Origin of the sequence: Sphingopyxis flava, from assembly GCF_900168005.1 — a bacterium.
GTDB classification, from domain to species: domain Bacteria; phylum Pseudomonadota; class Alphaproteobacteria; order Sphingomonadales; family Sphingomonadaceae; genus Sphingopyxis; species Sphingopyxis flava.
Map to the genome: position 1 here is coordinate 74,991 of NZ_FUYP01000010.1, position 12,708 is coordinate 87,698.

Genomic DNA, 12,708 nt, shown 5'->3' on the forward strand with positions numbered 1-12,708 from the left:
GCGGGTGACCCGCCTCTACCGCCTCGATGCGCCTGCCAGCGCGATCGCCGCCGCCTTCGGCATCGAGGCGGGCGATGATCCCTGGACCGGTGATTATGTCGCCCCCGGCCGCCCGGCGCCGGTGATCGTCGGCGACGGCCGCACCGGATCGCGCCGCTTTCTGCGTCCGCGGCTCTGGGGCGTCGCGCCGCCGCCCATGGGCGCGCACCCCGTTACCACGGTCCGCAACCTTCAAAGCCCTTTCTGGATCGGCACGCTGCGGCATCCCGAACTGCGCTGCCTCGTGCCCGCGACCGCCTTTGCCCTGTGGTCGGGTCCTGCGGGCGCTAAGCGTCAGCGCTGGTTTTCGCTCGCATCGCGCCCCGTCTTCGCCTTTGCCGCGATCCAGCGGCAGATCGAGGATTGGCCGGGGTTTGCCATTCTGACGACCGATCCGAACCGGCTGGTCGCGCATTACCATGAGGGCGCGATGCCGCTCATCCTCCATGCCGAGGATCACGATCGCTGGCTGACCGCCGACTGGCGCGACGCAGCGTCGCTGGTTGCACCCTATCCCGGCCAGTCGATGCGGGTCGGCGATCGGCCGCCGCCCGCGCTTTAAGCCCCGGGCTTTTCCGACTTTTTGAGGATATGCTTCCACTCCTCCGCTGTCACCCGCCCGACCGACAGGCGCGAGAGGCGGATGAGGTCCATTCCCGCAAGCTTGGGGTCGGCCTTGATCGCCGCGAGCGTCACCGGATGGGCAAGCGGCCGCACGGGCTCGACGCGTACGACGACCCAGGGCGAGCCTTCCTCGGCGGTCGGGTCGGGAAAGGCGGACTCGGTGATCTTCATGATCCCGACGCATTCCTTGCCGATATTGCTGTGATAGAAAAGCGCCTCGTCGCCGACTTTCATCGCCTGCATGTTGAGTTTCGCCGTGTGGTTGCGCACACCGTCCCAGATGCCGCTGCCATCCTGGACGAGCGTGTCCCAGCTGTAGACGTCGGGTTCGGATTTCATCAGCCAATATTGCTTTGCCATGGGCCGCGCTTAGCCGAGCAGGCTGCGCGACGGAACCGCCTTTTTCCCTTTCACCCTCCCGCCGGAACGCCTAAATCGCAGCTATGACGCGCCCCGGGGCGCAAACCCCTTACAGATGGATTCCACTCGCATGACCGCCGCCGTCCCCGTTATTTCCCTGTCGCTTCCCGCCGAGCAGTTTGCGCATGATTTCGGCGCTTCGTTCGAGCGCTTCGGCTTTGCCATGATTACCGATCACGGCATCGAGCCGGCGCTGATCGACGATGCCTGGACAAAGGCGAAGCAGTTCTTCGCGCTGCCCGAGGAGCAGAAGCGGGCTTATCATATTGCTGGCGGCGGCGGTGCGCGCGGCTACACGCCGTTCGGAACCGAGATCGCGAAGGGCGCAAAAGAAGTCGACCTTAAGGAATTCTGGCACGTCGGCCGCGACCTGCCCGAGGGCCACCCGCTCGCTGCGCAGCAGCCGAACAATGTGTGGCCCGCCGAGATCGCAGGGTTTCGGGACACCTATGAAAAGCTGTTCGCCGAATTCGACCGCGTGGGCGGCCGTTTGCTTTCGGGCATCGCCCGCTACCTCGGGCTTTCTCCCGATTTCTTCGACGAGACGGTAAAGGACGGCAACAGCGTGATGCGCCTTCTCCACTATCCGCCCGTCGACGGCCCGGCGAAGGGCATCCGCGCCGAGGCGCACGAGGATATCAACACGATCACCCTGCTGCTTGGCGCCGAGGAGGCAGGGCTCGAGATTCTCGACAAGGACGGCAGCTGGCTTCCCGTCAGTCCGCCCGCCGGGGCGATGGCGGTCAATGTCGGCGACATGCTGCAGCGGCTCACCAACAACCGCCTGCCATCGACCACCCACCGCGTTCGCAACCCCGATGCAGGGCGCGCCAGCATCGCGCGCTATTCGATGCCCTTCTTCCTCCATTTCCGCTCGGACTATGTCATCGAAACGCTCGATGACTGCATCGATGCCGAGCACCCGAACCTCTATCCGACGCCGATCACCGCTGATGAATATCTGCAGGAACGGCTGCGCGAGATTGGACTCAAAAGATAGGCGCAATGGCGCTATCATCTCCTTCTTCTCACGAAGGAGGCGGCCATGACTTACGAAGGCGAATGCTTCTGCGGCGCCGTGAAGATCGAGGTGTCCGGCCAACCCGAGGCGATGGGCTATTGCCATTGCCGCTCATGCCGCTCGTGGTCGGGCGGCCCCGTCAATGGCTTCACTTTGTGGAAGCCCGAAAATGTGCAGATTACCGAAGGTGCGACCAATGTCGCGACCTTCAACAAGACGCCCGGCAGCAGCCGCAAATATTGCGCCGCTTGCGGCGGCCATCTCATGACCGATCATCCGGGGCTAGGCGTCGTCGATGTCTTTTCCGCGACCTTGCCGGCGCTGGCGTTCGCGCCGGGTCTGCACATCCATTATGCCGAGACGGTCCTCCCGATGCGGGACGGGCTTCCCAAGTACAGGGACGTGCCAGGCGCCTTCGGCGGGTCGGATGAGCAGATAACAGAATAGCGCCCGCGCTTACCGCCCCTCCCAATAGTCGAATACCGCTTGCTGCTGCTCGCGGATGAAGCGCGCCGCGCTAGCGCCCTCCCAGGGTCCGTCATATCCCAGTAGCAGCGCAGTGCCGCCGACCCACCAGCCCTGCCCGGGCAGGCGGTCGCTTTCGCGCACGACGAGCACCGCAAGGTCGGGCTCGCCGTCGAGCGCGCAGAGGCGGTCGACCTCGGTAAGCGTCTTGCATAGCGCGCGCATCTTGGGGCGGGTGAAACGGAAACCGAGATCGCCAAGCAGTTCCGAGTAGCTCACGCTCCGTCCCTCGCGCGCAGCCTCGGTCAGGATCGCACGGATCCGCGGCGCGTCGCCGAGCGCGCCGACGTCGGCCGCGGTCTCTTGGTCGCCTAAGCCTTGGTCTTTGGCGGCCATGGGATGAATCCGGAGGTGCGATCGACATAGTCGGCGTAGCCCTCACGCGACTTGTGAAGCCCCTTTTCGAGCAGCGGCTTGCCCGACCAGCGGGTCAGCGTGAAGGTAAGGAAAAGCGGGCCGATGATGCTTGCGAGTGCGACCCACAGCCCCGCGTCGGCGGCGACCAGCCAGATGCCCCACCAGCTGAGCGTGTCGCCGAAATAATTGGGGTGGCGCGTATAGCGCCAGAGGCCGGTGTCGAGCACCTTTCCGCGGTTTTCGGGGTCCTTGCGGAAGGCGTGGAGCTGCGCGTCGCCGATGCTCTCGAAAGCAATGCCGGCGAGCGCGGCGAAGGTGCCGAGCGCCGCCAGCCAGCCCGCGGTCGCGGGCGGCGTCGTCGCGCTCGCCCAGATGCCAATCTGTGCCGGAAGCGAGGTGAGAAAAAGCAAGGGCGCCTGGGTCAGGAACACCGCGACCAGGGCGGCCGTGCCCCAGCTCCAGCCGCGCTGCTCCATAACGCTGCCCAGGATCTTGCGGTAGCGCGGATCCTCGCCATTAGCGCGCCAGCGCAGGAAGAGGTGCCCAGCAAGGCGCAGACCCCACAGCGTGACAAGAAGCAGCAAGAGCTGGGTGCGCACACCATCAAAGCCTGCCTGAAGCGCGGCTCCCCATGCGAGCAGCACGATGCCAAACGCCCAGAAGGCGTCGATGAAAGAGACATCGCGGATTGTCCGCGCCGCGATCCAAAGGGCCAGAATCACGACCAGGAGGCCCGTGAAATTGATCGCCAGAACTGACCCGAGCCCTGTCATGCCGCCGCTCCTTCGCTCCCTTCTCCTATTATATCAGCAAGCGAGCGCACAGCCCGGTCGGGATATTTTGGGGTGCAGTCGCGGTAGATGGCGAACAGCTTCTCCATATCGGCTCGAAAATCGCCCGTGGGCCAGATTGCGGGCCCAAGCCCGCCAGTCTTTCGGCCATAATCCATCAAGCCGACCACCATCGGTACCTTCGCCGCCATCGCGATGTGGTAGAAGCCGGTGCGCCATTTCCTCGTCCGGGCGCGGGTGCCCTCGGGCGCGACCGTCAGCATGAACGCGTCGCGGCGCGCGAATTCGGCCACCATCGCATCGACATAATTCTTCCCGCCGCTGCGATCGACGGGAATACCCCCCATCTGCCGCATGAAGCCGCCGATCGGCCATCGAAACAGCGAAAGCTTGCCCATGAAGTGTGGGCGGATGCCAAGGTCAGCCGTCAGACCGAGATAATAAAGAAAATCCCAATTGCTCGTGTGCGGCGCGGCGATGATCAGAAAACGCCGAGGCTCGGGCACTTCGCCCGCTGCCGTCCAACCCTGGCGGCGGTAGAACCAAAGCATCGCAGCGCGCACGAAGCGCGCCAGCGGACCCGGCGCGTCATCCCCGACAGCCATCACGCCCCTCCCCTCTTTCTCGCCCGGATTGCGCGAATGCGCGCGGCAACGCAAGCGGCGAGAGCTTTGCCCTTTGCCTGAGGGCCCGGCCTTGCTATCGGCACCGGACAATGGCGAATACCACCGACGATCCCGACCATAGCGAACCCGTCCCCGGCCAGATCGATACCCCGTTCGACAGTGCGCTGTCGGAACGCTATCTCGTCTATGCGCTCTCGACGATCACCGCGCGCTCGCTGCCCGATCTGCGCGACGGGCTGAAGCCCGTTCACCGCCGCCTTCTCTGGGCGATGCGCGCGATGCGGCTCGATCCGAGCCAGGGCTACAAGAAGTCGGCGCGCGTCGTCGGCGACGTCATCGGCAAATTCCATCCCCACGGCGACACGGCGGTCTATGACGCGATGGTCCGTCTCGCGCAGGACTTCTCGCTCCGCTATCCGCTCGTCGACGGCCAGGGCAATTTCGGCAATATCGACGGCGATAACGCGGCCGCCTATCGTTACACCGAGACGCGGCTGACGCGCGTTGCGATCGACCTCATGCAGGGGCTCGACGAGGGCACCGTCGACTTCAGACCCACCTATAATGGCGAGGACGAAGAGCCCGAGATCATGCCGGGTCTCTTCCCCAACCTGCTCGCCAACGGGGCGAGCGGGATCGCGGTCGGCATGGCGACGAACATCCCGCCGCACAATGCCGCGGAGGTGATCGACGCCGCACTCCTTCTCATCGACAATCCCAAGGCCGAGCTTTCGCAGCTTCTCGAGCATGTCAAAGGCCCCGATTTTCCGACCGGCGGCATCGTCGTCGACAGCCCAGAGGCGATCGCGCAGGCCTATGAAACGGGCCGCGGCGGATTTCGCGTTCGCGCGCGCTTTTCGACCGGCAAGGATGCCAATGGTGCCTGGGAAGAAAGCGGGATCGAAAAGCTCGCTGGCGGAACCTGGCAGCTCGTCATCAGCGAAATTCCTTATGGCGTCGCCAAGGGCAAGCTGATCGAGGCGATCGCGCAGCTCATCGCCGACAAGAAGCTCCCGATCCTTGAGGATGTGCGCGATGAAAGCGCCGAGGACATCCGCATCGTCCTCGTTCCCAAGAGCCGCAACATCGATCCCGATGTGCTCAAGGAGAGCCTCTTCCGGTTGACGGAACTTGAAAGCCGCTTCGCGCTCAACCTCAATGTCCTCGACGCGACGCGCACGCCAAAGGTCATGGGCCTGCACCAGCTGCTGACCGAGTGGCTGCAGCATCAGATCATCGTCCTCGTCCGCCGCGCCGAGCACCGGATCGGCAAGATCGACGACCGGCTGGAACTGGTCGGCGGCTATCTGATCGCCTTCCTGAACCTCGACCGCGTGATCGAGATCATCCGCACCGAGGATGAACCCAAGGCGGTGATGATCGCCGAGTTCGAGCTCACTGACCGGCAGGCCGAAGCGATTTTGAACATGCGTTTGAGGTCGCTGCGCAAACTGGAGGAAATGGAGCTCAAGCGCGAGCAGTCCGGCCTGATCGCCGAGCGCGAAGAACTGGTAAAGCTGGTCGAAAGCCCGGCGCGCCAGCGCACGCGGCTGAAACGCGATCTCGCTGCCTTGCGCGCGGTCTACGGCCCCGATACCGCGCTCGGCGCGCGGCGCACGACGCTTGCAGAGGCGGCACCAGCGCGCGACATCCCCCTCGACGCGATGATCGAGAAAGAGCCGGTGACGGTCATCCTGTCGAAGCGCGGCTGGATCCGCGCTCAGCGCGGACATGTCGCTCCTGAACAATGGGGCGAGTTCAAGTTCAAGGAAGGGGACGAGCTCGCCTTCGCCGCCCATGCGCAGACCACCGACAAGCTGCTCATCGCCGCGAGCGACGGCCGCTTCTTCACGGTGGGCGCGGACAAGCTGCCCGGCGGGCGCGGCTTTGGCGAGCCGCTCCGGCTGATGGTCGATATCGATCCCGAAGCGCGGATTGTCGCGCTGATCCCGGCGAGCGCCGAGGGCCGCCTGCTTCTCGCCTCGACGAGCGGACACGGCTTCATCGTCCAGATGGGCGAAGTGATCGCGGAAACGCGCAAAGGCCGCGGCGTTGTCAATTTGAAACCCAAAGCGCAGCTCGCCGTGGTGCGTCCGATCGCGCCGGGCGACGACAGCGTCGCGGCGGTCGGCGAGAACCGCAAACTTGTCGTCTTCCCGATCCATGAAGTGCCCGTCATGGCGCGCGGCCAGGGCGTGATGCTGCAACGATATCGCGACGGCGGCCTCTCCGATGCGACGAGCTTCGTCTTTGCCGAGGGGCTGAGCTGGGCGATGGGCGGCGACAGCGGCCGCATCCGGACCGAGACCGACCTCATTCCCTGGCGCGTTGCGCGCGGCGCGGCCGGGCGAATGCCGCCGACGGGTTTCCCGCGAAACAACCGTTTCAATTGAAACGGAATGTCCCTTTGCCGTAAATAGCTTTTTTACTTCCCGTGACATAGTCATGGGAACATGGGGAAAGGTCGCACAAAACCCTTCGTTATGCCTATCGATCAGACCGGCGAAGACCGGCCCTTGCTTTACGTCGGCTGGATCGACGCTCTGCCGGTTCCCGCTGCGCTGATCCGGCCGATGGCGCGCGGCAATTTCAGCCTCCACGCGAGCAATGCGGCGTTCGACCGGCTCGGCCTCGCACCCGCCAGTACCAAGGCGCCGATCAAAATGCGCCGCGCGATCGAGCGCGCGGCAGCGGGAGCGGCCGACGACACGCAGGAATTCTCATGCCGTCTCGGCGAGGGCGTGGGTGCGCGCGACTTGCGCGGCGCGATCGGCCGGCTGTCGGCCGAATACGGCGACGAAGCGCTGTTCCTGCTCACGTTGATCGACCGGACGCAGGAAATGATGACCGAGCGCAACCTGCGCCGCGAGCTTGTGTCGGACAGCCTCACCGGTCTTCCCAATCGCGCAGGTTTTCAGGAACTGGTCGAGCAGCGCTCGCGCGGCGATGAACCCGCCGACAATGCGATCCTGCTGCTCGATCTTGCGCGCTTCAGCCGCATCAATGAACATATCGGACCGCTTGCCGGCGACGAATTGATCATCACCGTGGCGCGCCGCCTCAAATCGAGCCTGCGCAGCGGCGATATATTGGCCCGCAGCGGGGGCGACGAATTTGCCATCTTCACCCGCATTACCGGCGGCCGCGCCGATGTGCGCGAACTTGCGCGGCGTATCCGCGGCTGTTTCGACCATCCCTTCCGGATCGGGGAGTTGAAGGTCAGCGTCGATTGCGCGCTCGGCTGCGCCATTCAGCCCGGGAATGACACCGATATCGGCGACCAGATCCGTCACGCGCAGATCGCCTTGAAACGCGCGAAGCAGACCGACCGCATCGAAATATACGAGCCTGAAGCGGCCATGCTCTCGGACAATCGCTTTGGCCTCGAGACCGCGCTCAGGAGTGCGATCGAGGAAGACCGGCTGAAGCTTGCCTTCCAGCCGCTCGTCGAGCTGGGCAGCGGCCGGGTCGCAGGCTTCGAGGCGCTTGCGCGCTGGGACGATAAGGACGGGAGCCCGGTCTCTCCGGCCGAGTTTATTCCGGTCGCCGAGGATTCAGGGCTCATCGTACCGCTCGGCCAATGGGTGATTGCAAAGGCGGCAAAGGTGCTTGCCGCCTGGGACAGCGACAATGGCGCAGCCCCGGTGGAATGTTATTTCTCGGTCAATGTCTCGGCCATCCAGCTGGTCCGGGACGATATCGCGGCCGTGGTTCGCCAGGCGCTGGAGACCAATGCCATCGGCGGCGAGCGGCTGATGATCGAGCTGACCGAAAGCGCGATCATCGGCGATCCCGATCTTGCCCTCTCGGTGCTGAGCGAACTCAAGGCGCTCGACGCGCGGATCGCGATGGACGATTTCGGCACCGGCTATTCCAACCTCGCCTATCTCCAGCGCCTGCCGATCGACGTGCTCAAGATCGATCGCAGCTTCGTCGACCATATGGTCGAGGACCGCGACAAGGCGGCCATCGTGCGCACGATCCAGAGCCTTGCCGAGGTGCTGGGAATGAAGACGACGGCCGAAGGCGTCGAGACCGCCGACCAGGCCCGGCTCTTGTCCGCCCTCGGCTGCGATTTTGGGCAAGGCTATCTCTTCGCTCGCCCGATGGACGGTCCTGAAGCCTTTGCCTATTGGCGCGAATCGCTCTTGCGGCCGATCATCTGATCAGCAAGTTCGCGCGCGCGCGCCGCACCGGGAAAATCTTCCGCGACCCAGGCCGCCTCGACCGCGCGGAGGACGCGCGCGACCTCGGGCCCCGCGGTCACCCCGCGCGCGATGATGTCACCGCCCTTGATCGGCAGCACGGGAGGCGCCCAGCCTTCAAGGCTTTGCACCTCGGCGACGTCCGAGCCGCCGAGGAGATGGACATCGCGCGCGGCGTCCACGCCGATCGCGTAGGCAAGACGGCGCGCTGGACGCGCCCGATCGTGGCGGTGCGCTGCGACCGAGGCTAAATGCTTGCGCTGGCGCGTCGAGAGGCGCAGCCGGCTCGCCACGGTCTCGGCAGTTGCCGCGTCCGCCGGGAGAAGCGCCGACAGGCGGCGAAGCGGGGCGGGCGTGGTGCAGCTTGCGGTCTCGCTCGCGATCAACCGGTCGAGGGCAGCCGCGAAGGCGGGATCGAGTTCGGGCACAATCACCGCGAAAATACCATCTTCCGCCATCCGGCCGACAATGGAACGCGGATCGCGAAGCGCGAGGATCTTGAGGAGCTCATCGGCGACGCGCTCGCGTGAGAGGCTCTTGAGCGAGTGGCGCGCGGCCACCGCCGCGGCGTGGCTCGCGGGGTCGAGGTCGCCGGTCCCGAAGCGCGCGGCGAAGCGGTAAAAGCGCAGGATGCGAAGATGATCCTCGGCGATCCGGGTCGCCGCATCGCCGATGAAGACGACGCGCCCCGCCTCAAGGTCCGCAAGACCGCCAAACCAGTCGTCCACCTCGCCCGTCGCGGGGTCAGCGTAGAGCGCGTTGATGGTGAAGTCGCGGCGCGCCGCGTCCTCCCGCCAGTCGTCGGCGAAAGCGACCGTCGCGCGCCGCCCGTCGGTCGCGACGTCGCGGCGCAGCGTCGTGATCTCGTGCCGGTCGCCGCTCGCGATCGCGGTCACGGTTCCGTGCGCAATGCCGGTCGGGATGACTTTGATGTTAGCGGCCGTCAGCCGCGCTGTGACCTCGTCGGGACGCAGCGGGGTCGCAAGATCGATATCGGTCACCGGAAGGCCAAGCAGCGTATCGCGCACCGCGCCGCCGACGATCTTCACCGCGCCTCCGTCCGCCGCGAGCGCAGCCACGATTCGCGCAAGGCCGGGTCTTTGCCGCCACTCGGCATCGGGCAGCCGCGTCACCGGTGCCATCCCGCGGGCATTCGCCGCGCCAGATTGATGATGATGCCCGCCGTCACCCCCCAGATCCGCCGTCCCTGCCAGTGCATGTCATAATAGTGACGATCATGCCCCTGCCAATGCGCCTGCTGGCGATGGTAGCTAGCGGGATTGAAGAGGATGTCGAGCGGCACCTCGAACCAGTCTTCCACCTCGTCGGGGTTCGGGTCGAGCGGCAGGTCGGGCGGAATGACGCCAAGCACAGGCGTGATGTGATAGCCGCTCCCCGAACGATAGGCGTCGGTCATACCCGCGATCGTCACGTCGCGGCGGTCCAGCCCGATCTCTTCTTCTGCCTCGCGAAGCGCAGCGTCGACTGCGTCGCGGTCACCAGGATCGATCTTCCCGCCCGGGAAGGCGACCTGGCCTGCGTGACTGCGCAGCCATTGCGGCCGCTGGGTGAGAATGACGCCGGGCTCGGCGCGGTCGGTAAAGGCAATGAGTACCGCCGCGTCGCGAAGGCTCGGGGCGCTGTCGAGCAGATAGGTCTCATCCTCTCCCGGATGGGGAAGCAGATTGCCCAGCGCCTCGCGCAGCTTTTCCGATAGCATCAGACGTCCACCAGCGCGAAACGGACCCCGTCGGACCATATGGCGGGCGCGGACGCATTCTCGCCAAGCGCCATCTCGACGATCTCGTAATAGAGCGCGCGCTCGATGCGCGCCTCAAGTCCGCACCCGATCGCGCCGCGGACATGAAGCCGGGGGTCGGGATTATCGGGGTCACGGCCGAAGAAAAGCGGGTGATCGCCCCCCGCGAGCACCAGATCGTCGGTGTCGAGGCGAAAAATCAGCTTGCGCGCCGCCCCCTCGCCTTCGCTCTTCATCTCGACCGCGCGAAAGGGCGTATCCTCGACTGCGATCGCAAGCTTCTCGGCGGGGGTGACGAGAACATATCTCCCGTCGGGCTCGCGCCGCAGAATGGTCGAGAATAGACGGACCATAGCGGGTCGGTCGATCCGCCCGCCTTCATGATACCAGCTGCCGTCGGCGCGAATCTCCATCGCGCTGTCGCCGCTGCGCTCGGGGTGCCACGTCTCAACCGGAGGCAGCTTGCGCGCCGCAAGCATCTCGGCCGCCTCGGTAAGCGAAAGCTGCGAAAAGGGTTTGGGAAGCGACGGCGCGGGCGTGACCATGGATCTGACATAGGCGGGCGGGCGCGCCGTGCAACCCCGCCTGTCGTCAGCGCGGGGAGATCATCCCCGCATCGCTGGGCACAGCGTGGCCGTTCGCGGCGCGCGCAAGGAGACGATGCTTCTCGAAGGGGCCCGGCAGATCCCATGCTCCCGTCGCATCGGCCGCGAATCCAAAGAATCGGCCATAATATTCAGGATCGCCAATCATCATCAAAGCACCGTCGGCAATCGCTTCGGCCGCCTCGAGCATATGCGCCATCAGCGTGCGGCCGTGACCGCCGCGCTGCACGTCGGGGCGCACCGCGACGGGTCCGACCATGACGAGCGGATAGGCGGCGCCCTCTTTTGTCCGCAGGGCGACGGGCCAGCACTGGATCGTCCCGATGAGGGCCCCCTCCTCGATGAGCGCAAAACTCAGCTCAGCGATCGCCGCCGTGCCTTCACGGATGCGGTAGGCGGTTCGTCCGAAGCGGTCGGGCCCGAAAGCGGCGTCGAGCAGATGCTCGACCGTCTGCGGCTCGATATTCGCCAGTGGAAGTAACTCGACCAATGCACGCCCTTTCGCTAATGCGGCGGCGCTTTAGGGTCGCGGCACCGCATTGGAAAGCCGAATGTCGCGCCCCGCAGACAGGATTTTCTTGTGACCGACCAACTCTGGCTCGAAGTCGACGGGCTGACCGTCCAGGTGCTGACCGGCATCTATTCGGAGGAGACCCACCTTCCCCAGCCCTTGCGCATCTCGGTGCGCGCACGGCTCGCGATGGCGGAGCATTATGACCCCGCCACCCCCTTGAGCGCATCGAAGAATTACATGCACCTCAAGTTCGCGGCGACCGAGGCGATCCCGAAAGACGTGCATTTCGTGCTGATTGAAAGCGTCGCGGATCATATCATCGACACGCTGTTCCTTCAGGACGACCGGGTCCTCGAGGTGGAGGTGAAAATTGTGAAGCTCGCGATCGCCGAGGACGGGGAAGATATCGGGATCACGATGCGGCGCATGCGAAAATGACGCAGAAGCTTGCTCTCGTTACCGGCGGGCTCCACCGCGTCGGGGCCGCGATTGCAGCGCGGCTCGCGCGCGAGGGCTATGTGCTGGCGCTTCACAAGCACAGCCTCGCCGACCCTGACCCGATTCTGAGCGACGCCCTTGCCGAGACGGGCGCCGAAAGCCGGCATTTCATCGCTGACCTCTCGGAGGCGAGTGAGGTCGACGCTCTCGTCCCGGCGGTTGCCGACGCCTTCGGGCGGACGCCCGACCTCCTTGTCAACAATGCGGCGCTGTTCGCCGAAGGCGAATGGCCTGAGCTCACGCAAGCGGGCCTGGCCGCCATGATGCAGCTTAATCATCATGCGCCCGTCATGCTCGCCAAGGCGCTTGTTGCCCGGGCGGGCGAAGGCCAGCGCCCCGCGATCGTCAACATCGTCGATCAGCGCGTTGCGCAGCCGGTGCCCGACCAGATCGCCTACAGCCTTTCAAAATCCGCGCTGTGGCAGGCGACGGCGATATTGGCGGTGGCTTTCGGGAGCCGCGCGCGGGTCAATGCCGTGGCCCCGGGGCTCACCCTTCCGACCGACGACTATGTGCCGGGACAGATGGAGCGGCTTGCGCAGCGCATGCCGCTGGGCGCGCTCCCGACCCCGGCGCAAATCGCCGACGCGGTCGCCTATCTTGCACGCGCCGAGGCGGTAACGGGGCAAACGATCTTCGTCGACGGCGGCGCGCATCTTGCGCCGATGGGACGCGATTTCGTGGCGCTCGAGCGCGATTGAGGCGCATCGCTCGAGCGGCCCCT

15 protein-coding genes are annotated in these 12,708 nt (G+C 65.5%); 7 read left to right on the forward strand and 8 right to left on the reverse strand.

What is annotated here, in order from left to right; all coding sequences use genetic code 11:
- Window positions 1–4: 4 nt before the first annotated feature.
- On the forward strand, window positions 5–601 hold the full coding sequence (locus B5X69_RS09900; protein ID WP_079638536.1) for an SOS response-associated peptidase family protein: 597 nt from the start codon (window positions 5–7) through the stop codon (window positions 599–601).
- Here B5X69_RS09900 and B5X69_RS09905 read toward each other — a convergent pair.
- On the reverse strand, window positions 598–1,023 hold the full coding sequence (locus tag B5X69_RS09905) for an EVE domain-containing protein (RefSeq protein WP_079638537.1): 426 nt from the start codon (window positions 1,021–1,023) through the stop codon (window positions 598–600). The two genes, B5X69_RS09900 and B5X69_RS09905, sit on opposite strands and share 4 nt — an antisense overlap.
- Window positions 1,024–1,153: 130 nt before the next feature.
- Between B5X69_RS09905 and B5X69_RS09910 the strand changes: the two genes are divergently transcribed.
- Window positions 1,154–2,083, forward strand: coding sequence for an isopenicillin N synthase family dioxygenase (locus B5X69_RS09910; protein ID WP_079638538.1), 930 nt, complete (start codon window positions 1,154–1,156; stop codon window positions 2,081–2,083).
- Window positions 2,084–2,128: 45 nt separating this feature from the next.
- Window positions 2,129–2,551: a GFA family protein gene (locus B5X69_RS09915; RefSeq protein ID WP_079638539.1), complete on the forward strand. Its 423-nt coding sequence runs from the start codon at window positions 2,129–2,131 to the stop codon at window positions 2,549–2,551.
- Window positions 2,552–2,560: 9 nt separating this feature from the next.
- On the opposite strand, the gene B5X69_RS09920 is transcribed toward B5X69_RS09915, so the two are convergent.
- The 3 genes from B5X69_RS09920 to B5X69_RS09930 are packed head-to-tail and all read right to left on the reverse strand — an operon-like array spanning window position 2,561 to window position 4,382.
- Entirely contained in the window at window positions 2,561–2,965 is a 405-nt protein-coding gene (locus B5X69_RS09920; RefSeq protein WP_079638540.1) for a ribose-phosphate pyrophosphokinase, read from the reverse strand.
- Window positions 2,941–3,759, reverse strand: a complete 819-nt coding sequence (locus tag B5X69_RS09925) for a DUF1295 domain-containing protein (RefSeq protein WP_079638541.1) — start codon at window positions 3,757–3,759, stop codon at window positions 2,941–2,943. Before B5X69_RS09925 ends, B5X69_RS09920 begins: the two co-directional genes overlap by 25 nt.
- A complete protein-coding gene (locus B5X69_RS09930; protein ID WP_079638542.1) occupies window positions 3,756–4,382 on the reverse strand; it encodes a lysophospholipid acyltransferase family protein in 627 nt (208 codons plus the stop codon). The genes B5X69_RS09925 and B5X69_RS09930 overlap by 4 nt, the downstream gene beginning before the upstream one ends.
- A 110-nt stretch (window positions 4,383–4,492) precedes the next feature.
- On the opposite strand from B5X69_RS09930, the gene parC reads away from it, so the two are divergent.
- Window positions 4,493–6,796: a DNA topoisomerase IV subunit A gene (parC, locus tag B5X69_RS09935; protein ID WP_079638543.1), complete on the forward strand. Its 2,304-nt coding sequence runs from the start codon at window positions 4,493–4,495 to the stop codon at window positions 6,794–6,796.
- 90 nt (window positions 6,797–6,886) lie between these two features.
- A complete protein-coding gene (locus B5X69_RS09940; RefSeq protein WP_245798692.1) occupies window positions 6,887–8,569 on the forward strand; it encodes a putative bifunctional diguanylate cyclase/phosphodiesterase in 1,683 nt (560 codons plus the stop codon).
- Here B5X69_RS09940 and B5X69_RS09945 read toward each other — a convergent pair.
- From B5X69_RS09945 to B5X69_RS09960, 4 genes are read right to left on the reverse strand one after another with little or no spacing between them, the layout of a single operon-like run.
- Window positions 8,533–9,741, reverse strand: a complete 1,209-nt coding sequence (locus tag B5X69_RS09945; protein ID WP_079638610.1) for a CCA tRNA nucleotidyltransferase — start codon at window positions 9,739–9,741, stop codon at window positions 8,533–8,535. The genes B5X69_RS09940 and B5X69_RS09945 overlap by 37 nt on opposite strands.
- A complete protein-coding gene (locus tag B5X69_RS09950; RefSeq protein WP_176141563.1) occupies window positions 9,738–10,328 on the reverse strand; it encodes a CoA pyrophosphatase in 591 nt (196 codons plus the stop codon). Before B5X69_RS09950 ends, B5X69_RS09945 begins: the two co-directional genes overlap by 4 nt.
- Window positions 10,328–10,912: a DUF1285 domain-containing protein gene (locus B5X69_RS09955; RefSeq protein ID WP_079638545.1), complete on the reverse strand. Its 585-nt coding sequence runs from the start codon at window positions 10,910–10,912 to the stop codon at window positions 10,328–10,330. The genes B5X69_RS09950 and B5X69_RS09955 overlap by 1 nt, the downstream gene beginning before the upstream one ends.
- Window positions 10,913–10,958: 46 nt before the next feature.
- Window positions 10,959–11,462 carry a GNAT family N-acetyltransferase gene (locus B5X69_RS09960; RefSeq protein WP_079638546.1) on the reverse strand — a complete coding sequence of 168 codons (504 nt, stop codon included), beginning with the start codon at window positions 11,460–11,462 and terminating at the stop codon, window positions 10,959–10,961.
- 90 nt (window positions 11,463–11,552) lie between these two features.
- On the opposite strand from B5X69_RS09960, the gene B5X69_RS09965 reads away from it, so the two are divergent.
- Together B5X69_RS09965 and B5X69_RS09970 are read left to right on the forward strand one after the other, a co-directional pair.
- A complete protein-coding gene (locus B5X69_RS09965; RefSeq protein WP_079638547.1) occupies window positions 11,553–11,924 on the forward strand; it encodes a dihydroneopterin aldolase in 372 nt (123 codons plus the stop codon).
- The gene (locus B5X69_RS09970; RefSeq protein ID WP_079638548.1) at window positions 11,921–12,685 is read left to right on the forward strand and encodes an SDR family oxidoreductase; all 765 of its coding nucleotides are present in this window, start codon (window positions 11,921–11,923) and stop codon (window positions 12,683–12,685) included. The genes B5X69_RS09965 and B5X69_RS09970 overlap by 4 nt, the downstream gene beginning before the upstream one ends.
- The last annotated feature ends 23 nt before the right edge of the window (window positions 12,686–12,708 follow it).

Bases quoted from the DNA above. Each gene is read 5' to 3' on its own strand.
- B5X69_RS09915 (WP_079638539.1), top strand. From the start codon at position 2,129: ATGACTTACGAAGGCGAATGCTTCTGCGGCGCCGTGAAGATCGAGGTG.
- B5X69_RS09925 (WP_079638541.1), bottom strand. From the start codon at position 3,759: ATGACAGGGCTCGGGTCAGTTCTGGCGATCAATTTCACGGGCCTCCTG.
- B5X69_RS09940 (WP_245798692.1), top strand. From the start codon at position 6,887: ATGCCTATCGATCAGACCGGCGAAGACCGGCCCTTGCTTTACGTCGGC.
- B5X69_RS09930 (WP_079638542.1), bottom strand. From the start codon at position 4,382: ATGGCTGTCGGGGATGACGCGCCGGGTCCGCTGGCGCGCTTCGTGCGC.
- B5X69_RS09970 (WP_079638548.1), top strand. From the start codon at position 11,921: ATGACGCAGAAGCTTGCTCTCGTTACCGGCGGGCTCCACCGCGTCGGG.
- B5X69_RS09910 (WP_079638538.1), top strand. From the start codon at position 1,154: ATGACCGCCGCCGTCCCCGTTATTTCCCTGTCGCTTCCCGCCGAGCAG.
- B5X69_RS09955 (WP_079638545.1), bottom strand. From the start codon at position 10,912: ATGGTCACGCCCGCGCCGTCGCTTCCCAAACCCTTTTCGCAGCTTTCG.
- B5X69_RS09905 (WP_079638537.1), bottom strand. From the start codon at position 1,023: ATGGCAAAGCAATATTGGCTGATGAAATCCGAACCCGACGTCTACAGC.
- B5X69_RS09920 (WP_079638540.1), bottom strand. From the start codon at position 2,965: ATGGCCGCCAAAGACCAAGGCTTAGGCGACCAAGAGACCGCGGCCGAC.
- parC (WP_079638543.1), top strand. From the start codon at position 4,493: ATGGCGAATACCACCGACGATCCCGACCATAGCGAACCCGTCCCCGGC.
- B5X69_RS09950 (WP_176141563.1), bottom strand. From the start codon at position 10,328: ATGCTATCGGAAAAGCTGCGCGAGGCGCTGGGCAATCTGCTTCCCCAT.